At 42.1% G+C, this 23,870-nt stretch carries 24 protein-coding genes, 1 tRNA gene and 1 other RNA gene; 13 read left to right on the top strand and 13 right to left on the bottom strand.

The window, feature by feature from the left end:
• Window positions 1-375 precede the first annotated feature (375 nt).
• The 3 genes from SM122_RS06145 (at window position 376) to SM122_RS06135 (ending at window position 2,456) form a co-directional block, all read left to right on the top strand.
• Window positions 376-720 carry a lipopolysaccharide assembly protein LapA domain-containing protein gene (locus SM122_RS06145; protein WP_004250751.1) on the top strand — a complete coding sequence of 115 codons (345 nt, stop codon included), beginning with the start codon at window positions 376-378 and terminating at the stop codon, window positions 718-720.
• A gap of 585 nt (window positions 721-1,305) precedes the next feature.
• Complete coding sequence (locus SM122_RS06140) at window positions 1,306-1,791, top strand: immunity protein YezG family protein (RefSeq protein WP_009732100.1); 486 nt, start codon at window positions 1,306-1,308, stop codon at window positions 1,789-1,791.
• 125 nt (window positions 1,792-1,916) lie between these two features.
• On the top strand, window positions 1,917-2,456 hold the full coding sequence (locus SM122_RS06135; RefSeq protein WP_009732101.1) for a T6SS immunity protein Tdi1 domain-containing protein: 540 nt from the start codon (window positions 1,917-1,919) through the stop codon (window positions 2,454-2,456).
• A 548-nt stretch (window positions 2,457-3,004) separates the two neighbouring features.
• Here SM122_RS06135 and SM122_RS06130 read toward each other — a convergent pair.
• From SM122_RS06130 to SM122_RS06100, 7 genes are all read right to left on the bottom strand, one after another.
• Window positions 3,005-3,520 carry an HdeD family acid-resistance protein gene (locus SM122_RS06130; RefSeq protein WP_042361342.1) on the bottom strand — a complete coding sequence of 172 codons (516 nt, stop codon included), beginning with the start codon at window positions 3,518-3,520 and terminating at the stop codon, window positions 3,005-3,007.
• A 218-nt stretch (window positions 3,521-3,738) separates the two neighbouring features.
• Entirely contained in the window at window positions 3,739-4,155 is a 417-nt protein-coding gene (locus tag SM122_RS06125; protein ID WP_225305933.1) for a helix-turn-helix domain-containing protein, read from the bottom strand.
• A 519-nt stretch (window positions 4,156-4,674) separates the two neighbouring features.
• On the bottom strand, window positions 4,675-5,685 hold the full coding sequence (locus SM122_RS06120; protein ID WP_031576934.1) for a YeiH family protein: 1,011 nt from the start codon (window positions 5,683-5,685) through the stop codon (window positions 4,675-4,677).
• A gap of 322 nt (window positions 5,686-6,007) precedes the next feature.
• Window positions 6,008-6,421: a helix-turn-helix domain-containing protein gene (locus SM122_RS06115; protein WP_081103087.1), complete on the bottom strand. Its 414-nt coding sequence runs from the start codon at window positions 6,419-6,421 to the stop codon at window positions 6,008-6,010.
• Between the two features lie 94 nt (window positions 6,422-6,515).
• Window positions 6,516-6,588: transfer RNA gene (locus SM122_RS06110), tRNA-Lys, on the bottom strand.
• 5 nt (window positions 6,589-6,593) lie between these two features.
• Window positions 6,594-6,786, bottom strand: a non-coding RNA gene (gene ssrS / locus SM122_RS06105) — 6S RNA.
• A 66-nt stretch (window positions 6,787-6,852) separates the two neighbouring features.
• Window positions 6,853-8,124 (bottom strand): replication-associated recombination protein A, encoded by a 1,272-nt coding sequence (locus tag SM122_RS06100; RefSeq protein WP_324737886.1) that lies wholly within the window; start codon window positions 8,122-8,124, stop codon window positions 6,853-6,855.
• Between the two features lie 114 nt (window positions 8,125-8,238).
• On the opposite strand from SM122_RS06100, the gene SM122_RS06095 reads away from it, so the two are divergent.
• The 7 genes from SM122_RS06095 (at window position 8,239) to dtd (ending at window position 14,938) form a co-directional block, all read left to right on the top strand.
• Window positions 8,239-8,709, top strand: a complete 471-nt coding sequence (locus SM122_RS06095; protein ID WP_324737885.1) for a DUF3013 family protein — start codon at window positions 8,239-8,241, stop codon at window positions 8,707-8,709.
• Between the two features lie 12 nt (window positions 8,710-8,721).
• Window positions 8,722-9,165, top strand: a complete 444-nt coding sequence (locus tag SM122_RS06090; protein ID WP_049482801.1) for an NUDIX hydrolase — start codon at window positions 8,722-8,724, stop codon at window positions 9,163-9,165.
• The gene (locus SM122_RS06085; protein ID WP_049482800.1) at window positions 9,162-10,058 is read left to right on the top strand and encodes a GIY-YIG nuclease family protein; all 897 of its coding nucleotides are present in this window, start codon (window positions 9,162-9,164) and stop codon (window positions 10,056-10,058) included. Before SM122_RS06090 ends, SM122_RS06085 begins: the two co-directional genes overlap by 4 nt.
• Before the next feature lie 10 nt (window positions 10,059-10,068).
• Window positions 10,069-11,019: a 50S ribosomal protein L11 methyltransferase gene (prmA, locus tag SM122_RS06080; protein WP_070505334.1), complete on the top strand. Its 951-nt coding sequence runs from the start codon at window positions 10,069-10,071 to the stop codon at window positions 11,017-11,019.
• A gap of 1 nt (window position 11,020) precedes the next feature.
• Window positions 11,021-11,764: a 16S rRNA (uracil(1498)-N(3))-methyltransferase gene (locus SM122_RS06075; protein ID WP_324737884.1), complete on the top strand. Its 744-nt coding sequence runs from the start codon at window positions 11,021-11,023 to the stop codon at window positions 11,762-11,764.
• Between the two features lie 162 nt (window positions 11,765-11,926).
• A complete protein-coding gene (locus SM122_RS06070) occupies window positions 11,927-14,146 on the top strand; it encodes a RelA/SpoT family protein (RefSeq protein ID WP_003013723.1) in 2,220 nt (739 codons plus the stop codon).
• A 348-nt stretch (window positions 14,147-14,494) separates the two neighbouring features.
• A complete protein-coding gene (gene dtd, locus SM122_RS06065; protein ID WP_003004672.1) occupies window positions 14,495-14,938 on the top strand; it encodes a D-aminoacyl-tRNA deacylase in 444 nt (147 codons plus the stop codon).
• 21 nt (window positions 14,939-14,959) lie between these two features.
• Here dtd and SM122_RS06060 read toward each other — a convergent pair whose 3' ends face one another.
• Window positions 14,960-15,613, bottom strand: a complete 654-nt coding sequence (locus SM122_RS06060; RefSeq protein WP_155168078.1) for a metal-dependent transcriptional regulator — start codon at window positions 15,611-15,613, stop codon at window positions 14,960-14,962.
• Window positions 15,614-15,737: 124 nt separating this feature from the next.
• On the opposite strand from SM122_RS06060, the gene SM122_RS06055 reads away from it, so the two are divergent.
• Entirely contained in the window at window positions 15,738-16,763 is a 1,026-nt protein-coding gene (locus SM122_RS06055) for a DUF3114 domain-containing protein (protein WP_324737883.1), read from the top strand.
• Between the two features lie 282 nt (window positions 16,764-17,045).
• On the opposite strand, the gene tpx is transcribed toward SM122_RS06055, so the two are convergent.
• The 4 genes from tpx to SM122_RS06035 form a co-directional block, all read right to left on the bottom strand.
• Window positions 17,046-17,540, bottom strand: coding sequence for a thiol peroxidase (gene tpx / locus SM122_RS06050; protein WP_324737882.1), 495 nt, complete (start codon window positions 17,538-17,540; stop codon window positions 17,046-17,048).
• 78 nt (window positions 17,541-17,618) lie between these two features.
• Entirely contained in the window at window positions 17,619-18,548 is a 930-nt protein-coding gene (fimA, locus tag SM122_RS06045; RefSeq protein WP_324737881.1) for a metal ABC transporter substrate-binding lipoprotein/fibrin-binding adhesin FimA, read from the bottom strand.
• Between the two features lie 11 nt (window positions 18,549-18,559).
• On the bottom strand, window positions 18,560-19,402 hold the full coding sequence (locus tag SM122_RS06040; RefSeq protein ID WP_324737880.1) for a metal ABC transporter permease: 843 nt from the start codon (window positions 19,400-19,402) through the stop codon (window positions 18,560-18,562).
• Window positions 19,399-20,121, bottom strand: coding sequence for a metal ABC transporter ATP-binding protein (locus SM122_RS06035; protein ID WP_195487389.1), 723 nt, complete (start codon window positions 20,119-20,121; stop codon window positions 19,399-19,401). Before SM122_RS06035 ends, SM122_RS06040 begins: the two co-directional genes overlap by 4 nt.
• A 148-nt stretch (window positions 20,122-20,269) precedes the next feature.
• On the opposite strand from SM122_RS06035, the gene SM122_RS06030 reads away from it, so the two are divergent.
• Window positions 20,270-22,165, top strand: a complete 1,896-nt coding sequence (locus tag SM122_RS06030; RefSeq protein WP_324737879.1) for a M13 family metallopeptidase — start codon at window positions 20,270-20,272, stop codon at window positions 22,163-22,165.
• Window positions 22,166-22,286: 121 nt separating this feature from the next.
• Here the strand turns inward: SM122_RS06030 and SM122_RS06025 are convergent, their stop codons facing one another.
• Window positions 22,287-22,517, bottom strand: coding sequence for a hypothetical protein (locus SM122_RS06025; RefSeq protein ID WP_324737878.1), 231 nt, complete (start codon window positions 22,515-22,517; stop codon window positions 22,287-22,289).
• A gap of 187 nt (window positions 22,518-22,704) precedes the next feature.
• On the opposite strand from SM122_RS06025, the gene SM122_RS06020 reads away from it, so the two are divergent.
• Entirely contained in the window at window positions 22,705-23,796 is a 1,092-nt protein-coding gene (locus SM122_RS06020; RefSeq protein ID WP_070594751.1) for a glycerol dehydrogenase, read from the top strand.
• Window positions 23,797-23,870 lie beyond the last annotated feature (74 nt).

The raw sequence follows: 23,870 nt of genomic DNA, 5'->3' as shown, positions 1-23,870 counted from the left end.
TTGAAAATAAACAAAAATGTTGAAATATAGCTGATTTTAGGGAAATACTTTTAGGTATTTTCAATGTCAGGATTTAAAAATGGGGCAAAAGTGGGGCAAAAATAACGAATGACTCATATAGGTTTCCTATTTGGTTTGAAAACCTATAATACCTAATGATTATGCTATACTAGATATATAGTGTTGTTATAAATAAATGTCAGTGCGAGATCAAATCGGGATACTGTCAATAATTATGTGTAAATACTCAAGTAGAGTTACGGAGTGTTAATCAAATAATTATTGACAGTATCGAATTTTTCTGGTAGAATGGCTTCGGTTAATATCTAAATGTTGTGTAGTTTTCTATCAACATAGTCAGGAGAAAAGGAACTTATGCTAAAAAAATTTAATGAATTGTCACTGAAAGATAAGGCTTATCTAATTGGCGGTTTGATCTTATTAGTCATTGTGATCTGCTTTGGTCTGCTCAATCGTCAAACAGTAACTGTCAGTCTTGTCTTTACACAACTATCTGCTTCCTTGATTTTGGTGATTTTTACTTGTCTAGTAATCGGAATCATTGCTGGTAGTGTTATTGGTATTAGCTATCACCATAGCAAGACTCAAGATCTGAGAAGCCGCATTGCTGAAGCAGAAGCGACTATCAATATAAAAGACAAGGAGCTTGTCCAGTACGAGGAACAGGTGCAACAATTAAAACAGGAAGCCAAACAATAAGTGTAGAAATCAAAAAGTTCCAGAGTCAGGTGAGACTTTGGAACTTTTTTGGGATAAGAGTGTCCCGTCTTAACAGAGCAGGTGTTTATTAGCAAGGATGAAGTCGATAAACCGTTGGCTGGCTAAGGGAAGAATACTCCTATCTGTAAAAGCAATAGAAAAAGGTCGGCAAATAGGTGGTTTGGTACTGCGTTGGACAATATTATAATTGACTTTCCGACTCAGAAAGATGCAAAAGATTTTCAGTTATTTTTCATTACACAAGTTAATGAAAAATAAACATATGTGGCTTTCGTGTTAGATAAAGACCTTATTTTAATTTATTCTAACTATTCTCAGGATAACGACATGAATTTGTAAGAACTTTTCATATTGAAAATAAACAAAAATGTTGAAATATAGCTGATTTTAGGGAAATACTTTTAGGTGTTTTCAATGTCAGGATTTAAAAATGGGGCAAAAGTGGGGCAAAAACGAATGACTCACATTTGGTTTGAAAACCTATAATACCTAATGATTATGCCATACTAGATATATAGTGTTGTTATAAATAAATGTCGGCGTGAGAACAAATCGGAGGATAAAATGGAAAAACAAATTAATGAAAAAATTCGTGAGATTGCACAGAGTGTTAATGAGACAATACCAGTAGCATGGGATAATCTTTTTATTAACATAAGTTTAGCTTTTGATGGAGGAGAGGTATATTATTTCTTTAATGAAGAGGGGAAAAATGAGTATATCTACAATCTATATATTCCAAAGCGGTATGGTATTCCTAATTTAGAATTTCGGAATCAAGAAAGACGCACCTTTAGATTAGCTTGGGAGTTGAGAGAAATTTTTGAGAAAGAAGGCCAACCTTTGTGGACTTCTTGTACTATAAAAGTAATTGGCACGAAATTATCTGCTGAATTTGACTATGCACCTTGGAATGAAAGTGATTATAGTTCAGGTCAACAAATGGACTTTTTTGAATATAAATATCTCGGAAAGCAACCAGCTAATGAAAAAGAACTAGAACAGTTCAAGGCTATGAAAGCCTTCCAAAGAGAGCATAATGGCAAATAGTTATATCTAAAGAATAAACCACCTACGCGGTGGTTTTCTTGTTGTTTAACAAATGTTGGTACATATGGTTTATGGTATACTATGGTTGTAGAGAAATGATGCTAAAAATCAAATCGGAGGAAAACATGCTAGAAAACTTTATCAAAGTGGCAGATATGCCCCAAGAAGTTATTGAAAAATACAAGGACCAAGTCCCTGCTGAGTTGTTACAGATTTGGCAGGAAGATGGCTTGGGAACCTTTTTAGATGGTTATCTAAAAGTCATCAATCCAGATGATTATCTTGAGCTTCTCCAAGATAGTTATTTCAGAGGAGATGTCGCTTTTCCTATGTTCGTAACAGCGTTTGGAGATATTGTTACTTGGGAAAAGAACGCCTATGTGGGAATTGTCCAATATAATATTCAGGATTTGGATATTATTTGTAAGGGGATGGATTTATTCGTTCAATATTTAGATAACGAATATATTACAAAAAAATTTGAACTTGATTTATACAGACAAGCTGTGTCAAAACATGGTGCTCTGTCTTATAACCAATGTTTCGGTTTTGTCCCGCTCCTAGCATTAGGAGGCTTTAAAGATGTGGATCATATGGATAAAGTTAAAGTCCTGGAGCACATTTACCTCATGTACCAACTCACAGGCGGAGTGTTTGACGATTGATAAAAAAGAACCACCCTCGCGGTGGTTTTTTCGATGAAAACGAGTGTTAGATAAATAGTGAGTCTTTGGATGAGACTCGCTTATTTTGTTAATGTAAAATTTTTTGGTACAAATTTTGGTACAAAAAACAAAATGACAAACAAAAAAGCCTGATATATCAGGCTTCCTGTTGATTTATTGGATGCCCCCTGCATGAATTTGTAAGAACTTTTCATATTGAAAATAAACAAAAATGTTGAAATATAGCTGATTTTAGGGAAATACTTTTAGGTATTTTCAATGTCAGGATTTAAAAATGGGGCAAAAATAACGAATGACTCATATAGGTTTCCTATTTGGTTTGAAAACCTATAATACCTAATGATTATGCTATACTAGATATATAGTGTTGTTATAAATAAATGTCAGTGCGAGATCAAATTGGAGAATAAAATGGAAAAACAAATTTCTACGTAGAATGGAATGCGAAAAAGTGATAATTAAAGAGACAAAAAAGCTGAGAATATGATTTCCCAGCTTTTTTGAATGCGATAGAAATAGCAACTAGACTATTTACGAAAGGCCTCAATAATGTAGGTGAAGCCAGTAACTAAAACTGAAAAGGCAATGACATAAACGACAAAGACACCTGTAGCCACTGGATTGAACAGAATCACTAGACCTAGTAAAAATTCAAGCAAGGCTACCCACGTGATATTGCTACCAATAATAGGGAAATTCAATCTTAGACGATTGCCTTTAAAGAAAGCAATAATGGCTTCTACAATTAACCAAATTCCTACAATGGTCGGAATGACGACCGGCAGGGTCACAAAGCCATAAGCAACGAGGTAAAGAGCTAAGAGAAGACTAACAAATCCTTGGAAAAGATAAACAGGTGAGCGAAGCTCTTTTGGTGCAGAGAAATAGCCTAAAATAGCTGCTATAGAAGAAACCAGTAAACCAAATGAAATCCACCAGCTGTAAGCAACAAGATTAGCTACTGGGTTTGTAAATAGGAAAAGTCCTAAAAGGACAAAAACAACTCCTGCAAGGAATAGCAGTAAACGATTAGAAAATTTCATTTCAATACCCCCTATATAGTATAGTTTTCTAATAAAACTATTATACTTATTTTTATAGAAAATGTCAATAAAATAAATAAACAATTTGGAAGTTTCAGTCTGACTTACAAAAAGAAAAGGAGTTTTCACTCCTTTTCACAGATTGAAGACAAAGTCCTTATAAAAGTGTCTTCTAAAGATTTTAACTTCAATCTGAAGCGAGGTTATCCTCGCTTTTTCTATTTATCAAACAATTCCTTATTTTCAATTAAGAGTTCTAGTGGAGATTTATCCCTTGCTTCAATAAAACCAGGTTCATATTGGTTATGAAGTGTTCTTTTCTGAGAAGTTGGATCAATATACAACTCATCTCCATCTTCTGTGTATAGTTGGTTGCCTCTTGTTAAGTAAAGTAAATCCTCTAAGTACTGTCCATCAGTTTCTAGAAAATCTTCGATGTATTTGACAGCTTTTAAAATCTCACTTACTTTATCAGAGTATTCATTAGATTCAAGAACACTCTTTTCTAACTCAATCTCTTTACTAGTTCCAAATAGTTGGGTTGGAGTTGCATTAAAATATTCTGCTATCTTATCCAAATTTGCAAAGGTAGGATAGCTTTTTTGTTTTTCGTAATCAGAGATGTCTGGAAAGATTGCTCATAAAAAAAATGTGGGGCAAATGATGGGGCAAATCAGTTATAGACAAGCAAAAAAGCCTTATAAATAAAGGCTTTTTCCTGTTGATTTAGATGCCCCCTGCATGGATTTGGAAAGGATTTTCATATTGAGAGTAATTAAAAATATTGAAATATAAGTGATTTTAGGGAAGTACTTTTAGGTATTTCCAATGTCATGATTTAAAAATGGGGCAAAAACGAATGACTCTCATTTGGTTTGAAAACCTATAATATCTAATGATTATGCTATACTAGAAATATAGTGTTGTTATCAATAAATATCAGTGCGAGACTAATCGGAGGATAAAATGGAAAAACAAATTAATGAAAAAATTATCGAAATGGATAGGGAATATCCCTTTTTATTTTGCTTTAAATCAGATTTTTGGATGGAATAGTAGATGATAAGACAAAATATCTTTGAACATACAAAAAGACAAACGCCAAAAATGACGTCTGTCTACGTTCTGAGGTAGCCTTTAGGCTCCCTTTTTTCTTAGAAAATACCGATGAGTAATTGCATGCCAAGACTAGTCAGGATGATAGCAATCCAGCAAAGGGCTCCAAGAAGAATGGATTTTCCACTGGATTTGATCATAGCAACGAGGTTAGTTTTGAGACCAATAGCACTCATAGCCATGATGATGAGGAATTTGGAGAGCTGTTTGAGAGGTGAAAAGAAGCTATTGCTAACACCAAAAGAAGTAAGGACGGTAGTTAGCAGAGAAGCTAGGATGAAGTAGAGAATGAAAACGGGGAAGATTTTTTTAAGCTTTACTCCTTGGTTGTTGTCTTGTTGACGGCTTTGCCAATAGGAGAGGAAGAGAGTAATAGGGATAATAGCTAAGGTACGAGTCAGTTTGACAATGGTTGCAGATTCTAGAGTATTGGTATGATACAGACTATCCCAGGCGCTAGCTGTGGCTGTTACAGAGGAAGTATCGTTGACCGCAGTACCCGCAAAGAGAGCAAAACCTTCGTTGGAGAGATGGAGCCAAGAACCTAGAGTTGGAAAGATAAGAGCTGCCAAGACATTGAAGAAAAAGATAACAGAAATGGCTTGGGCTACTTCTTTTTCCTTGGCGTGAATAACAGGAGCAGTCGCTGCAATGGCAGAACCGCCACAGATAGAAGAGCCTACCCCAATCAAGGTAGCTAGCTTTGTATCCATGTTAAAAAATCGTTGGAAAAAGAAAGCAATAATTAAAGCGATAGAAATAGTCGAAAGGATGACAGGAAGGGAAGATTTTCCAACTGCGAAAACTTGAGAGATATTGAGTCCAAAACCAAGTAAGATAACAGCATACTGAAGCAATTTTTTGGAGCTATAAGTCAAACCAGCATCCAGTTGTTTATAGGGAGTGAGAAAGGGGTAGAGAATCATTCCGATAAAAATGGCGAAAACAGGTGCTCCCACAACAGGCAGAAAGCCTCCTAAAACCCAAGAGATGATAGAAATGATCAGACAGGCTAACAGTCCTGCCCAATTTTTTGATAGAAATGACATAAAAACCTCCGAAAATAAATACCCCTTATTATAATCTTATTTATCAGAAAAGTAAAATAGAAAATAGAAAGTAGGAATAAGGTAGTAAATTAACGGAATTTTGCGGTCAGAGAGCTTTTTGTAATATAATAGATATATGTTCTTTGATCAATAAGGATGCAAATGTGGCATATGTTATTGAAAAAAATGAATTTGATGAGCCTGGACATGTGAAGTAATTATGTGAGATAAGAAAATAAATAAGAGAGTTGAAAATGTACTGATCCCAAAAGTTAGATTTTTTTCTGTCTAACTTTTGGGATCAGTACATATCCTCGCTTTTTTAATCTAATAGGTCCTTATTTTCAATTAAGAGTTCTAGTGGGGATTTATCTCTTGCTACAATAAAACCAGGTTCATATTGGTTATGAAATGTTCTTTTCTGAGAAGTTGGATCAATATACAACTCATCTCCATCTTCTGTGTATAGTTGGTTGCCTCTTGTTAGGTAAAGTAAATCCTCTAAGTACTGTCCATCAGTTTCTAGAAAATGTTCGATGTATTTGACAGCCTTTAAGATCTCACTTACTTTATCAGAGTATTCATTCGATTCAAGAACACTCTTTTCTAATTCAATCTCCTTACTTGTTCCAAAAAGTTGAGTTGGAGTTGCATTAAAATATTCTGCTATCTTATCTAAATTTGCAAAGGTAGGATAGCTTTTTTGTTTTTCGTAGTCAGAGATGTCTGGAAAGATTGCTCATAAAAAAATGTGGGGCAAATGATGGGGCAAATCAGTTATAGACAAGCAAAAAAGCCTGATATATCAGGCTTCCTGTTGAATTATTGGATGCCCCCTACAGGGCTCGAACCTGTGACCCATAGATTAAGAGTCTACTGCTCTACCAACTGAGCTAAGGAGGCAAATATAAAAAGCTGTATTGGTGCCGAAACTTCACGATTTGTATTGAACCCGCGCAATTAAGCAGGTGGGCAACTCGCTCTGACTTAGCTGCTTCCGCGTGAAACGGCCTGCATACTGCCAGAAGTCTTTTGTTTCCCTAATAATACAAAAAATAGTCGGTCAACACTTAAGTGTGAAGTCGTACACCACAGCGTTTCTATATGTATATGATACCACATTTTGAAAATATTTCAAGGGAAAATCTCAATTTTTTGAAACCGATGTCACTTTTTCTTAAATTGATCAATCTTCTCCTTGGTGGCTCCGAGAGCACGCTCATACTTGCCGTTTTCATTGGGAATAAAGTAGGAAGCGTGTTTGAGCTTGTCTGGCAGGTAGTCCTGCTTGACCCAGTTGCCAGGGTAGTTGTGAGGATATTTATAGTTTTGCGCATTTCCCAGTTCCTTACTTCCAGCATAATGACCATCGCGGAGGTGGCGAGGGATGGGAAGGTTGCCAGATGTCCTCAGATCAGACAGGGCCTTGTCCATGGCAACGTAAGCTGAGTTAGATTTAGGCGAAAGGGCTAGATCGATGACGATGTTGGCGATGAGAATGCGGGCCTCAGGAAAGCCGATACGCTCCGCTGCCTGAAGGGCTGTTACGGTATGGATCTGCGCATCTGGATTGGCCAGGCCGATATCCTCATAAGCGATGACGGTCAAGCGACGAGCTAGGCTGGGTAGATCTCCAGCTTCGATCAAACGAGCGGCGTAGTGAAGACTAGCATCGACATCTGAACCACGGATAGACTTTTGCAGGGCAGAGAGCACATCGTAGTGGCCGTCTCCATCTTTGTCCATGGTGATGTAGCTACGCTGGAGGCTGTTTTCCATGATCTCTAACGTAATATGGCGGATGCCTTCTGCATTTTCAGAGGTCGACAGCACAGCCAGATCGAGAGAATTAAAGGCGGAACGAAGATCTCCATTGGTCGAGGTAGCGATGAAATCCAAAGCGTCCTCATCGAGTACGACTGGAAAATCAAAGCCACGCTCGGTATCATCTAGCGCCGTTTTTAGAGCTTGCTTGACCTCCTCCGTCGTCAACGGTTCCAGCTCAAAGATTTGTACGCGGCTACGAATAGCGGGTGTGACAGAGAAAAAGGGATTTTCTGTCGTTGCACCGATCATGATGACCAGACCGCTTTCGAGCAAAGGCAGGAGAAAATCTTGCTTGGTTTTATCAAGGCGATGGATCTCATCCAAAAGCAGGACTAAGCCACCAGAAAATTTGGCCTCCTCTGCGATTTCTTGGAGGCGTTTTTTGCTGTCAACCGTTGCATTGAAGGTCCGAAAGGCATACTTGGTCGTTCCTGCGATGGCAGAAGCAATACTGGTCTTTCCGATCCCCGGAGGTCCATAGAGAATCATGGAGGACAGACGATTGGCTTCGACCATGCGGCGGATGATTTTGCCTTCTCCGACCAGGTGTTGTTGACCGATGACTTGATCGATCGTCCGTGGGCGCATACGGAGTGCGAGATTGTCGGGCATTTCCTTCTCCTTTCTAGCTTTGTCTCCTTTCAAAGAGGCGGTTTTTATGGTAAGATTGTAGTAACTATTGTATCATATTCCGCTCTAAGAGTGGGAAATTAGAAAGAGGACGCCATGTCTAAATATGGATTTTTGGATATTTTAGAAGAGGAGATGGAAAAGGACTTTCCTTTTGATTTTGAGATCAATTGGGATAAAAAAAACCATGCGGTAGAAGTGGCTTTTCTCTTGGAAGCACAGAATACGGGAGGGGTTGCACTGGTTGATGAAGCGGGTGAAGAATCTGATGAGGATATTTTCTTTGAAGAAGCCGTCATCTTCTACAATCCAGCCAAGTCGCATGTGGAAGAAGATGCCTATTTAACGGCGATTCCTTATGAGCCTAAAAAAGGCTTGTCTCGTGAATTTCTAGCCTATTTTGCGACTTTCCTTCGGGATACAGCTGAGTTGGCCTTGGATGAACTCATGGATTTCTTAGCAGACGAGGAGGCAGAGAGCTTTGAGATCGTCTGGAACCAAGAAGTCTTTGAAGAAGGCAAGATTGGCCTAGAAGAAAGCACCTTTTATCCCTATCCGAGATATTAGGAGGGGAAGCTCATGCTTGAGGATTGCTTAGAAGCACGATTCGAATTTACGGGTTGTAAAATTGCCTTGATTTGTGAGGGGCAAATTTTGACCATCTTGCGCGATGATAAAGAAACGATTCCTTACCCCAATATGTGGGACTTGCCAGGTGGTGGTCGGGAAGGAAATGAGACACCTTTTGAGTGTGTGGCGCGTGAGGTTTATGAGGAATTGAATATTCAACTGTCGAAAGAGGAAGTGATATGGTCCGAGATCTATCCTGGCATCTTGGATGAGAAGAAACAGTTCGTTTTTCTAGTTGGCAATCTAGCCCAAGAAGAGTTTGAACACATTGACTTTGGAGATGAGGGACAGGGCTATAAGTTAGTGAGCTTTGAAGAGTTTTTAATTTCAGATCGAGTGGTTCCTCAATTGCAAGAACGGGTGAGAGATTATGTGGAGAAGAAATTAGGATGAAGCGTAGTAAAAATATCAACATGTTTCTCATGGATGGAGAAGTTACTGGTATAATCAAATGTACCTTGTCCAATTGGACAGGTGTGATCTATAAAATTCCACGCATTCAATTATCAGATTTAAAATCACGTGACGAAATGAAGCAAAGTGGCATTTATTTCTTATTTGGTCGTGATGAAAATAAGCAAAAGGATGTTACCTATATTGGGCAGGCGACGAATCGCAAAAATGGTGAAGGTGTCCTTTTACGTGTTCAGGAACATACTCGTGATAACCATGCAGATTATTTTAATGATGTGATTATTTTGACGACGCAGAATATTTCCTTTGGTCCCACAGAAATTAGTTACTTGGAAAATAAATTTACACAACTAGCAAAGGACGCGGGGCGCTTTATTGTCAAAAATGGGAATGAGCCCAATTCTGGGAATGTAACAGAAGAAAAGCAGTCTGAGTTGGATGAGGTTGTAGAAAATACTTTGATGATTGTAGGAACCTTAGGGTACCGAGTGTTTGTTCCTATGACCAAGAAAACAGATCAGAATGTTTCTAATGAAAATTCAACTCATCTCTATTTGAAGCGAAAAACAAAGAAATCAAATCGAATGATTGAAGCTATCTGCGAACAGACTTCGGAAGGTTTTGTTGTTTTAGAAGGCAGTCAAGTGGATGAGGTTGATTCACCCGCAATACCAGCAAGTCTAAAAGAATTGCGTAAGGAATTAATCAAATCAAATGTGATTAAAGATGGTGTTTTACAAGAAAAACAACTGTTCTCCAGTCCATCTTACGCAGCCGCTTTTGTACTAGGCATGAATACGAATGGTCGAACGGATTGGAAAAATAAGGACGGTAAGACTTTAAAAGAATTAGAAGAAACAATGGATTGTTAAGGAGAATCAAATGGAAACATGGCAAGAGTTAAAAGTTACAGTGAAGCGTGAGGGTGAGGAACTAGTCTCCAACCTCTTGATCGAGTTAGGCGCCCAAGGGGTAGCAATCGAAGACAGCATGGATTATGTGGGAAATGTCGACCGCTTTGGTGAGATTTTTCCTGATGTCGAGCAGCAAGAAGAAATCGTGGTGACCGCCTACTACCCGGAAACGGTTGATGTAGCAGCGGTTGAAGCGGACTTGCAGGCTCGCTTAGCAGAATTGACGGATTTTATGGATCTAGGAGAGGTCAAGATGGGCACGACTGCCTTGGCTGAGGAAGACTGGGCCGACAACTGGAAGAAATACTATGAACCAGCTCGTATCACTCATGACTTGACCATCGTGCCATCATGGACAGACTATGAGGCAACTGCTGGCGAGAAGATTATCAAGCTAGATCCTGGTATGGCCTTTGGAACAGGAACTCACCCAACAACCAAGATGAGCCTCTTTGCCTTAGAGCAGGTTCTCCGTGGTGGGGAGACAGTGCTCGATGTAGGAACTGGTTCAGGTGTCCTTTCCATTGCTAGCTCTCTTCTGGGTGCCAAGGAAATCTTTGCCTATGACTTGGATGATGTGGCGGTTCGTGTCGCTCAGGAAAATATTGAGCTCAACCCGGGCATGGAAAACATCCATGTAGCTCCAGGCGATTTGCTGAAAGGCGTGGAGATTGAGGCAGATGTCATCGTGGCAAACATCTTGGCGGATATTCTTATCCATCTGACAGATGATGCTTATCGTTTGGTCAAGGACGAAGGTTACCTGATCATGAGTGGCATTATCAAGGACAAGTGGGACATGGTGCGTGAGTCGGCTGAGTCGGCTGGATTTTTCCTTGAAACCCACATGATCCAAGGGGAATGGAATGCCTGTGTCTTCAAGAAGACCAAGGATGTCTCCGGTGTGATTGGAGGCTAGCATGCAGCAGTATTTTGTAAAAGGTTTGGCTAGCTCACCTGTCACTATCGAGGACAAGGAAACCAGCAAGCACATGTTTCAGGTTATGCGCTTAAAAGAAGATGATGAGGTGACTTTAGTTTTTGATGATGGGATCAAGCGCTTGGCGCGCGTGGTCAATGTAGAATCCCGTCAGTTGGAGCTAATCGAGGAATTAGTTGACAATGTGGAACTGCCAGTCCAAGTGACCATTGCATCAGGCTTTCCCAAGGGAGACAAGCTGGAGTTCATCACTCAGAAAGTAACGGAACTCGGTGCCAGCCAGATTTGGGCCTTCCCTGCAGGCTGGTCAGTCGCCAAGTGGGACGGCAAGAAATTGGGTAAAAAGGTCGAAAAACTAGAAAAAATTGCCCTTGGAGCAGCCGAGCAAAGCAAGCGGAATTTGGTCCCAAGCATTACCCTTTTTGAGAAAAAGGCAGACTTTCTGGCTCAGTTCGACCAGTTTGACCGGATCGTGGTGGCTTATGAAGAGTCAGCTAAAGAAGGTGAGGTGGCAGCTTTACTTCAGTCGCTGACCGGATTGGAAACTGGAGCTAAACTGCTCTTTATCTTTGGGCCAGAGGGAGGCCTCTCCCCTGCAGAAATTGAAAGTTTTACAGCTAAAGGAGCAGTCCTTGCAGGACTTGGGCCTCGCATCCTACGAGCAGAAACAGCCCCACTCTATGCTCTCAGCGCCGTGAGTGTTGTTACAGAATTAATGAACTAACGAAGTGAAGAAATCGCTTCGTTAGTTTTTTTACAAGAATGATGAAAGCAAGGTGGATCCCAGAATGATCTTCGAGAAGTATCCGTATATTAAAGTAGCTTCATTGGTTCCCATCTGCTTCTAAAAGTGTTAAAATAGTATCCAAGAAACTGGAGAAAATACATGCCGAAAGAAGAGAATTTAACAGGGGACCAAGTCGTTGCCCTTACAAAAAAATATTTATCACCTGAAGATGTTGCTTTTGTGCAAAAGGCTTTGGTCTATGCTGTTGATTGCCATAATGGGCAATTCCGTCAGTCTGGCGAGCCTTATATCATTCACCCAATTCAAGTAGCAGGAATCCTTGCTAAGCTGAAACTGGATGCTGTGACGGTCGCCTGTGGCTTTTTGCATGATGTCGTAGAAGATACGGATGCGACTTTAGATGATTTAGAGCGCGAATTTGGTCATGATGTGCGCGTGATTGTCGATGGGGTGACCAAGCTCGGGAAGGTCAAGTACAAGTCCCATGAAGAGCAGTTGGCGGAAAACCATCGCAAGATGCTCATGGCTATGTCTCAAGATATCCGTGTTATTTTGGTCAAATTGGCAGACCGCTTGCATAATATGCGTACCCTCAAGCATTTGCGCAAGGATAAGCAAGAACGCATTTCGCGTGAGACCATGGAAATCTATGCACCACTGGCCCACCGTCTCGGGATTTCCAGCGTTAAGTGGGAGCTTGAGGATTTGTCCTTCCGTTATCTGAATGAAGTCGAATTCTACAAGATCTCCCATATGATGAAGGAAAAACGTCGCGAGCGAGAAGAGTTGGTGGAAGAGGTTGTCCACAAGATTGAGACCTATGCTGGGGAACGCCATTTGCATGGGAAAATTTATGGTCGACCAAAGCATATCTATTCGATCTATCGCAAAATGCAGGATAAAAAGAAACGCTTTGATGAAATCTATGACTTGATTGCCATCCGCTGTATCCTGGATACCCCAAGTGATGTCTATGCCATGCTAGGCTACATCCATGAGCTCTGGAAGCCAATGCCGGGGCGTTTTAAGGACTATATTGCCAACCGGAAGGCCAATGGTTATCAGTCCATCCATACGACTGTATACGGCCCTAAAGGACCGATTGAGTTCCAGATCCGAACCAAGGAAATGCACGAGGTTGCTGAGTATGGGGTTGCGGCTCACTGGGCCTATAAAAAAGGGATCAAGGGCCAAGTCAACAGCAAGGAATCGGCTATTGGGATGAACTGGATCAAGGAGATGATGGAACTCCAAGACCAGTCAGGTGATGCCAAAGAATTTGTTGAAAATGTAAAAGAAGACATCCTGGCAGAAGAAATTTACGTCTTCACACCAGATGGAACCGTGCGCTCGCTTCCGAAAGATTCCGGACCGATCGATTTTGCCTATGAAATCCACACCAAGGTTGGGGAAAAAGCGATTGGTGCCAAGGTCAACGGCCGGATGGTGCCCCTCAATACCAAACTTCGGACGGGAGACCAGGTGGAGATTATCACCAATGCCAACTCCTTTGGTCCGAGCCGTGACTGGCTGACCCTTGTCAAAACCAGCAAGGCGCGCAACAAGATTCGTCAATTCTTTAAAAATCAAGATAAGGAATTGTCGATTAACCGGGGTCGTGACCTCTTGATGGCCCAATTCCATGAGCATGACTTGGTAGCCAATAAGTTCATGGACAAAAAGCACATGGACAAAGTGCTACAAAAATCAAGTTACAAGACAGAAGAAGCCTTGTTTGCGGCGATTGGTTTTGGAGAGATCGGAGCTATTACCATCTTTAACCGCTTGACGGAGGATGAACGCCGGGAAGAAGAACGGGCTAAGGCACGCGCAGAAGCAGAAGAGCTGGTCAAAGGTGGCGAGGTCAAGGTTGAAAATAAAAAAGACACCCTCAAGGTCCGTCACGAGGGTGGCGTGGTCATCCAAGGAGCTTCGGGACTCTTGATTCGGATTGCTAAGTGTTGTAATCCAGTTCCAGGTGATGAAATCGTCGGCTACATCACCAAAGGACGCGGTGTTGCGATTCACCGTCAGGACTGTATGAATCTCCGAGCTCAAGACAACTACGAGCAACGCTTGATCGATGTCGAGTGGGAAGACAACAACACGACCAAAGACTACATCGCCCACATCGATATATATGGACTCAACCGTGCCGGACTTCTGAACGATGTACTACAAGTCCTCTCTAATACAGCTAAGATGGTATCAACCGTCAATGCCCAACCAACCAAAGATATGAAATTTGCCAATATCCACATTTCCTTTGGAATTCCAAACCTGTCTATGTTGACAACGGTTGTGGATAAGATTAAGAGTGTGCCGGAGGTGTACTCTGTTAAGCGTACCAACGGCTAGTCGGCTGCTCAGAACTCTTTTATTGCTTGGTTAGCTCGTCTCGCCGTACTTCAGTACTGTCTTCGTCTCGCTGCCTTGCTCTAAAAGCAACTGAACAGCCTTTAGTTTTCAGCTAGTCTGCCTGCGTCTCACTGCCTTGCCTGATGTCGATTTTCTTTGAAGTAAGTAAGAACATGGTCAGAATTCTTTTATTAGTTGGTTAGCTCGCCTTGCTGCCTTGCTCTAAAAGCAACTGAACAGCCGTTGCTTTTCAGCTAGTCTGCCTGCGTCTCACTGCTTTGTCTGAAGTTGATGTTCTTTGAAGGTTAGTAGTGAATGCCCAATAGATTTATAAAATAGGATAGTAAAATGAAATTAGTGATTCAACGGGTTAAGAGTGCCTCAGTTTCCATTGATGGTCAAGTCTACAATGCGATCCAGCAAGGCTTGTTGCTCCTAGTGGGAGTGGGGCCTGAGGATGACCAGAAGGATTTGGATTATGCGGTCCGCAAGGTATCGCAGATGCGGATTTTCTCAGATGAGGAAGATAAGATGAATCTTTCGGTCAAAGATGTCCAAGGGGAAATCTTGTCGATCTCTCAATTTACCCTCTTTGCGGATACCAAAAAAGGCAACCGTCCTGCTTTTACAGGGGCTGCCAAGCCAGATATGGCCAGTCAGTTATATGATGCCTTTAATGATCAATTAGAAAAAGAAGTCCCTGTCAAACGAGGGATCTTTGGGGCCGATATGGCGATTGAATTGATCAATGATGGTCCAGTGACGATTTTGTTAGATACAAAAAATCCATAAGTAAGAAAACATGCAGTCGGTTTAGACTGCATGTTTTTCGATATAGAGTTGTTGGGCGATCACTTGGTTGATAGAAATTTCTTGTCCTTGGATGACTAAGTGATAGAGACCTGTGTAGTCATCATATCGTTGAAACGCGATAGTATCCCCAATCTGGAGATGGATCTGGTCTAAGAATTTTAACAATTCATAGGTGTCATGGACCCTTTGCAGAATATACAGACCAGGTTGGGTCGCTTCGCTGAGACGGTCTTGGTAGGCTTCGACAAGCCTTTCGCCTTTCTTTGGAATTGTCCCACCGTGAGGGCAGGTCTTAGGAGTTCCAAGCATGTGATCCAGCTGGTCAATGAAATGTTCAGAAACGGTATGCTCGAGAACTTCTGCCTCTTCATGGACTTCTTCAGTTGTATAGTCAAGTTTTTCCAGAAGAAATACTTCGATCAAGCGGTGCTTGCGGTAGAGATCAGAGACCAACTGCGATCCTAGATCCGTTAGTAGATACCCATGGGTCTTATCCTTCACCAAGAGACCCTCTGAGATCATGCGCTTAATCATCTCGGTCACAGCGGGTGGAGAGACCTGCATGCGACTCGCGATTTCCTTGTTGCTAATTTTTTCTACTTCTGTGCCAATTTCATAAATGCACTTGAGGTAATCTTCTTTGTTTGGTGTCATGCTTTCCTCTTTTCTTCGCTCACTTCTAGTATATCAAAAAAATCATCAAAAACGCTAGTGGAGTAATGAGAATTGTCTCAAGCTCCAAAAGATGGTAGTATAGAAACATAGAAAGGACGGCACTATGAACAGACGGGAATTAGCGAGACTAGGCTGGAGAGAAAATAGTTTAGCCTATCTAGAGAAGCACTTGCAGGGATACAAAGATCCACAAGCCTACCAAGAACAATATCAGTCTGTCTTTTTCTTTGCCAGTCCTCTGTTTCAAAACATGTGGTTTCAAGAGATCAAGGATCTAACGGAGACTGCTGCCCAAGACTTGCTGAGGGGCGTCATGAAAATTCTCCTGATGCCGAGTGACTTGTCTGGAACTTGTGAAGAAACAGCCTTTCTTCTGAGTAGGATGGCTCCAGATTGTCCGCCAGGATCCGACTTTTGGAAGGCTTTTTCACGCGTCGTGCAGGTCGCATTTGAAAATGATCCTTTAGCAGATCAGTCGGGAGATCAGCTTTTGAAACGCCAGGTTCACCAGTTGCGCTACCTACTTTCAAGTTACCAGGCGCAATGGATTCGGATACATAATGCGAGAGCTGGACAGACTGACGAAGAGGCCTTACAAGCTTACCTACAGGAGACTATAGCTGTCAGGGTGGATGCTTATGCGGCTGCTCGTCTTCACAACAAGGTCTCCCTAAGGCCAGATGGTCACCTTCATTATCCATCAGGGGCATCACAACAAGTCAATTTCAAAGTCTTGTTAAATTTCCATACGGAGTATATTTTCGACCAAGCTGGGCATTTCCTCAATGAAGTCGATCCAGTAGAAATTTCTGAAAATGGCATTGTCAATGGTGCCAGTTTTAACTACGGGTTGGCTAGGGGCCGGACCCATAAGGACTTAGATATTGACCCCGTCAAAGCGTGGGACCCAGCCTTTCGTAAGCAGGTCCTTTATCGCCAAGGTGTTCGCTATCTAGCCCCGAAGAATGACCGCGGAGAGCAAGGTTATTGGAGTCGAAAAGGAGTTTTTGCACAAGGAGGCAAGAGCTATAAGCAACAAGTAGCAAAGCGCGTGCGAAGTTTCCTCAGAGGCATCCCTCGCTTACGCTGGCGGGTCCTCCTCCAGAATGGGCTCCATCGGATTTTATAGCAACGATAGAACTGTTATTTTACATAAAATAGCCTAAGAGATTCTTAAAAGAAGTTAAAACAGTTAAGTTCTTAGAGCTGATCTATCAGGTGATGGGCCTTTCCGCTGTGAGAAAAGTGCTTGAAACATGGTTGTTTCAAGTACTCGGGAGTTTTGAAACGTTAGGTTCAAAACTAAGTCATGGAACTTCCTAGAAGTTCGCTGACGTCCGTACTCACTAAAGGAAAGGTTCTGAACAGATTTTGTAGATATAGAAAAGAGGTCGCAGACCTCTTTTTATGTTTATCCAAGTGCTTTGACAGCTTCGATTGCAGCGTCATAATTGGGTTCGCTGTTGATGTTGTCTAGGTATTCAACGTAAGTCACCTTGTTGTCTGCATCTAAGACCAAGACAGCGCGTGCGAGCAAGTGCCATTCATTGATCAAGAGGCCGTAGGCTTTCCCGAAGGAATGATCATAGTAGTCTGAGAGCATGATAGCATTGTCGAGTCCTTCAGCAGCGCACCATTTACCTTGAGCAAAAGGAAGGTCGACAGAGACCGTCAAGACGACAGTGTCGTCCAAGTCCGACAAGGTCTTGTTGAAGTGACGTGTTTGAGTGGAACAGATACCAGTGTCAATAGATGGGATGATGCTGAGGACTTTTTTCTTGCCAGCGAAATCAGCTAAAGATTTCTTCTCAAGAGCTGGAGTGATCAATGAAAAATCATGGGCCATTTCCCCTACTTGAAGTTGAGATCCGGTAAAGGTCACAGGGTTTCCTAAAAATGTTGCCATAAAAAGACTCCTTTTTTGTTTTTATTGTACCGCAATACCGGTGGAGGGACCACTGATTTGTTTAGAAATCTGAATGGTCTACTGACTCAATCCTTCTGCGATCTTGTCTAAGTTCCACTTCATCATGCTGTAGTAGCTATCGCCCTTTTCTCCTTCTTTGGCAATCGAGTCAGTGAAGATCTTTGCATAGATCGGGATATTGGTATCCTTAGACACAGTTTTCATAGGACGCTCATCGACACTGGATTCGACAAAGAGGGCCGGTACTTTGGTTTGCCGGAGCTTTTCTACCAGCGTTTTGATTTGGTCAGGTGTCCCTTCTTCTTCCGTATTGATTTCCCAGATATAGGCAGATGGGACGCCGTAGGCTTTGGAGAAGTACTTGAAGCAGCCTTCACTGGTTACAATCATCTTCTTCTCTTCTGGGATATTGTTGAATTTTTGTTTGGCTTCTTGGTCGAGCTTACTAAGTTTTTCAGTATAGGCTGCTAGATTTTTTTCGTAGAAGTCCTTATTTTTGGGATCTTTTGCGATCAATTGTTTGGCAATGTTTTTAGCGTAGAGGATCCCGTTTTCGAGATTGAGCCAAGCGTGAGGGTCTTCTTTTCCAGCTTGGTTTTGGCCTTCCAAGTAGATGACGTCGACTCCGTCGCTAGCTGCGAAATAGTCTTTGTTTTCAACTTTATTGGCATTTTTGACCAATTTAGTAAACCAAGCATTGCCACCGGTTTCGAGGTTGATCCCGTTGTAGAAGATGAGGTCTGCTTGCGAAGTCTTTTTGACATCTTCTGGAAGCGGTTCGTACTCGTGAGGATCTTTGCCGACAGGAACGATACTGTGCAGATCGATCTTATCCTCAGCAATATTTTTAGTTATATCTGCAAGGATTGAATTGGTGGTGACCACTTTCAATTTACCAGAAGCTCCAGAAGAAGAGCCTTTGCTACAGGCTAGAAGACCGAATAAGAGTGCTACAAAGAGGGCGAGGATAGAAGCGATTTTTTTCATGTGTTTCTCCTTTAATGAGACGAAAGAGCGTGCTTGTTCTTTCTCTGCTTAGGAGCGATAAAAAAGCTGATGAGAAAGAAGAGGGCAGAAGTGAGGACAATACAAGACCCAACGGCGATGTTCAAACTATAGCCAATAAAGAGTCCCAGAACGGATGCAAGAGCACCTAGGCTGGAGGACAAGAGCATCATGGACCAGAGGCTATTGGTATAGAGATAGGCTGTCGCAGCGGGTGTGATGAGCATGGCGACGATGAGAATGGTTCCGACACTTTGCATAGCAGTGACAGAAACCAAGGTCAAGAGCACCATGAGCAGGTAGTGGTAGACCTTGACCCGGACGCCCATGGATTGAGCCAGAACGGGATCAAAAGAAGTAAGAAGCAAGGGGCGAAAGAGCAGGAAAATCACCAGTAAGACTGCCACCCCAACACCGATGGTCATCCACATATCTTGGTCTTGCACAGCCAAGATATTCCCAAAGAGAATGTGGAAGAGGTCGGTGGAACTTTTAGCGACTCCAATCAGAATGACTCCTAAGGCGAGGAAAGAAGAGAAGGTAATCCCAATCGCGGTGTCGCTTTTGATAATGGAGTTGCTCTTGATATAGGTGATGAGGATAGAAGCTAAAAGTCCAAAGACAATGGCGCCAATAAAGAAATTGATGCCAAGGATAAAGGACAGGGCCACCCCTGGAAGGACTGCGTGCGAGATAGCATCTCCCATGAGAGACATGCCTCGCAAAATAATGAAGCATCCGACAGCTCCAGCGACAATACCGATGGCAATGGCTGTGATCAGGGCATTCTGTAAGAAGTGGAATTGCTGTAATCCATCAATAAATTCTGTAATCATCCGACTCCACCTCCTATAAAGAGTTCATGCCCGTAGGCTGCATGCAGATTCTCCTTGGTAAAGGTTTCCTCTGTTTTCCCAAAAGCGATCAGCTTGCGATGGAGAAGGAGGACCTGGTCGAAATAAGCTGGGACCTTGCTGAGATCGTGATGGACGATCAGGATGGTCTTGCCTTCTTGTTTCAAGGTCTGAAGGGTCTGCATGATAATGTCTTCGCTGACGGAGTCAATCCCTGCGAAGGGCTCATCCAAAAAAATGACATCCGCTTCTTGGACCAAGCAGCGGGCGATCAGCACCCGTTGGAATTGCCCTCCTGAAAGCTGGCCGATCTGGCGATCCGCTAGATCAAGAAGATTGACAAGTTTCAAGGCATTTTCCACTTTTTGGAGATCTTCTTTGCTTTTTCTCTTGAAGATAGAAAGGTGGGGATAAAGACCCAGTGAGACACACTCCCGCACCGTGATGGGGAAGTGGAAATCAATTGCGGATTTCTGTTCGACGTAGGCCACTCGTTGAAGAGCTTGGCCGAGATCTTTTTGATCGAGCAGGACCTTTCCCGAATGAGGGAGAAGTCCTAGCATGGCCTTGATCAGGGTTGATTTTCCAGCTCCGTTGGGTCCAAGAATGCCTAGGATGGTTGGACCCTGGATGGTGAGGGAAAGATCCTCCAAGGCCAGTGTTTGCTGGTAAGCAACACTTAGATGTTCAATTTGAATCATGATTTTGCTCCTTTACTATTAATATACATAAATAAAAAAATTAAGTCAAGTTAATTTTTAAAATGATTTAGATTAACTTACTTGTAATCATTGAAAAAAGTTCCTATTTTTGATAAGGTTATTAGAAAAGAATGAAAGCGAGAAGATCATGGTACGTTTACAAGATGATTTTTATGATTACGTCAATGGGGAATGGGCTGAGACAGCTGTGATTCCTGATGACAAACCGTCAACTGGTGGTTTTATGGACTTGATCCAAGATATCGAAAACTTGATGTTGGATATCACTGGAAAATGGCAACGGGGAGAAGAGCTGCCTGAAGACAGCATTCTGCAAAACTTCGTCAAATACCACAAAATGGTGGCAGATTTTGATGCGCGAGAAGCAGCCGGTGTCGCTCCAGCTATGCCTTTGATCAATGAAATTAAGGCTCTGTCTTCTTTTGAAGACTATACCAGCAAGTTGGGTACCTATGAACTAGCTGGCAAACCAAATCTCATGCCATTTAGCGTGTCACCAGACTATATGAATGCTCAAATGAATGTCTTGTGGGGAGAAGCGCCGGCTCATATCTTGCCAGATACGACCTACTATGAAGAAGGCAACGAAAAAGGACCAGAATTGCTGGCTATCTGGCGCCAAATGATGGAAAAACTCTTACCTAAATTTGAATTCTCAGAGGCAGAAATCAAAGATATCCTGGATAAGGTCATTGCGTCGGATGCAGAATTGGCCAAATATATCTTGTCAAATGAAGAAAGATCCGAGTACAACAAACTCTACCATCCTTATGAGTGGGCAGATTTCAAGGCCTTGGTTCCAGAATTGCCACTCGATACTTTCTTTACAGAAGTGATCGGACAAACTCCGGATAAAATCATCGTTCCAGAAGAGCGTTTCTGGAAGGAATTCGCACCAACATTCTATTCAGCAGCCAACTGGGAAACTATTCATGCAAGATTGAAACTCGGTGCAGCCGTAGATTGGACTTTATTCTTGACCGAAGAAATCCGTGTCTTGGCTGGTGAATATAGTCGTACGATTGCAGGTGTTCCAGAACCTCGTCCAAAAGAAAAGGCGGCCTTGTCATTAGCAGAAGTACCATATAGCCAAGCGCTTGGACTCTGGTATGCGGGCGAAAAATTCTCACCAGAAGCAAAAGCAGACGTAGAGCATAAAGTAGCGACCATGATTGACGTCTATAAGGAGCGCTTAGAAAAAGCAGACTGGCTCGCTCCTGAAACTCGTGAAAAAGCCATTGTCAAACTCAATGTCATCACACCACATATCGGCTACCCTGAAAAATTACCAGAAACATACGCCAAAAAGATCATCGACGAAAGCAAGACCTTGGTGGAAAATGCTCAAGCCCTTTACGAAATTTCCGTTGCCCATACTTGGAGCAAGTGGAACCAACCAGTTGATCGGAGCGAATGGCACATGCCAGCCCACCTGGTCAATGCCTACTATGATCCGCAACAAAACCAAATCGTCTTCCCAGCAGCGATTTTACAAGCACCTTTCTATGACCTTCACCAATCATCATCAGCCAACTACGGCGGAATCGGTGCAGTCATTGCCCATGAAATCTCCCACGCCTTTGACACCAATGGAGCTTCCTTTGACGAGCACGGTAGCTTGAAAGACTGGTGGAAGCCAGAAGATTACGAAGCCTTTACCGCTCGCACACAAAAAGTCATCGATCAGTTCGAAGGTCAAGACTCTTACGGTGCCAAGATCAATGGGAAATTGACCGTTTCTGAAAACGTAGCAGACCTCGGTGGTATCGCTGCAGCCCTTGAAGCCGCTAAGAAAGAGGAAGATTTCTCAGCAGAAGAATTCTTCACCAACTTTGCTCGCATCTGGCGCATGAAAGCTCGGACAGAGTACATGCAACTCCTCGCAAGTGTCGATGTCCACGCACCAGGAAAACTCCGCACCAATGTCCAATTACCAAACTTTGACGAATTCTTTGAAACCTTTGATGTCAAAGAAGGCGACGGCATGTGGCGCGCACCAGAAGACCGTGTGATCATTTGGTAAATCAAGATACTAAGCCCGTAAAAAAAGCGAGAAGAAAATAGGAGATTGACCATGTGGGCCATGCCCACCAGGCAATCTCTCTTTTTCTCGACGCTTTTAGGGCGAGTTCAATTTCGCGATACTAGTTTTGTTGATCAAAGGAAGTAGTCTCGACTTCAGTTAAGCCATTGATTGATTTTCTTGACCATGTGGGCCATGCCCACCAGGCAATCTCTCTTTTTCTCGACGCTTTTAGGGCGAGTTCAATTTCGCGATACTCGTTTCGTTGATCAAAGGAAGTAGTCTCGACTTCAGTTAAGCCATTGATTGATTTTCTCAATGCTTGTAAAAAAATAAAAATCCCAAAAGCCAAGTTTCAATCTACTGAAACTAGCTTTGGGGATTTTTGATAATAAGATTCATCAAATGAAAATGAAACGCTTCCAATGACTGCGTGAACAGATAAATTTAATTGATTGGAGCCTTGTATAATTCTTTGAATTTCATAGAAATAAATGCTACTATGGGTGTGAACTAAATAAATTTTAAAGGAGCAGACTATGAGAAATTTTGCAAGTCCGTCACGTTACATTCAAGGGGAAAATGCCTTGTTTGAAAATGCGCAATCTATTTCAGAATTAGGGACTCACCCTGTTTTACTATGTGATTCAGTGGTTTATGATATCGTAGGGAAACGTTTTGAAGAATACCTTGGTCAAAATGGGCTTACGGTTTTGCCAGTCTTCTTTAATGGAGAAGCTTCTGATAACGAAATCAATCGTGTGGTTAGTTTGGCAGAAGAAAATGGCTGTGATTTGGTCATTGGACTTGGTGGAGGAAAGACCATTGATAGTGCTAAAGCTATTGCTGATCTTTTAAAATCACCAGTTGTGATTGCCCCTACCATTGCCTCTACAGATGCTCCTGTTTCCGCCTTATCTGTTATCTATACAGATGAGGGTGCCTTTGAGCGCTATATTTTCTACTCTAAAAACCCAGAATTAGTCTTGGTGGATAGTAAAGTGATCTCTCAAGCACCAAAACGCTTGCTCGCTTCTGGTATCGCAGATGGTCTAGCAACTTGGGTCGAAGCGCGTGCGGTGATGCAAGCGAATGGAAAAACCATGTTGGGTCAACGACAAACCTTAGCGGGTGTCGCCATTGCACAACGTTGTGAAGAAACCTTATTTGCAGACGGTCTTCAAGCCATGGCTGCTTGTGAAGCCAAAGTTGTAACCCCTGCTCTTGAAAACATTATTGAAGCTAATACCCTTCTCAGTGGTATTGGATTTGAAAGTGGGGGATTAGCTGCTGCCCATGCCATCCATAATGGCTTTACAGCCCTTACTGGGGACATCCACCATTTAACTCACGGTGAAAAAGTAGCCTACGGAACGCTCGTTCAATTGTTCTTGGAAAACCGTCCGAAGGAAGAATTGAACAAATACATTCGTTTCTATCAACAAATCGGTATGCCAACGACTCTGAAAGAAATGCATCTTGAAACTGCAAGTTATGAAGATCTTCTCAAAGTTGGTCAACAAGCCACCATCGAAGGAGAAACCATCCATCAAATGCCATTTGAAGTGAAGGCTTCTGATATTGCCCAAGCCATCGTAGCAGTAGATGCCTATGTTCAAGGTTTAGACTAAATCAATATCTGTCATTCACAGATAATGTAGACAAACTGATTTTTTACATCAAACAAACTAATGGATGCCTAAAA

It is taken from the genome of Streptococcus gingivalis (assembly GCF_035544715.1).
Classification (GTDB): Bacteria; Bacillota; Bacilli; order Lactobacillales; family Streptococcaceae; genus Streptococcus; species Streptococcus gingivalis.
This window is presented reverse-complemented; position numbering and strand designations above follow the sequence as displayed.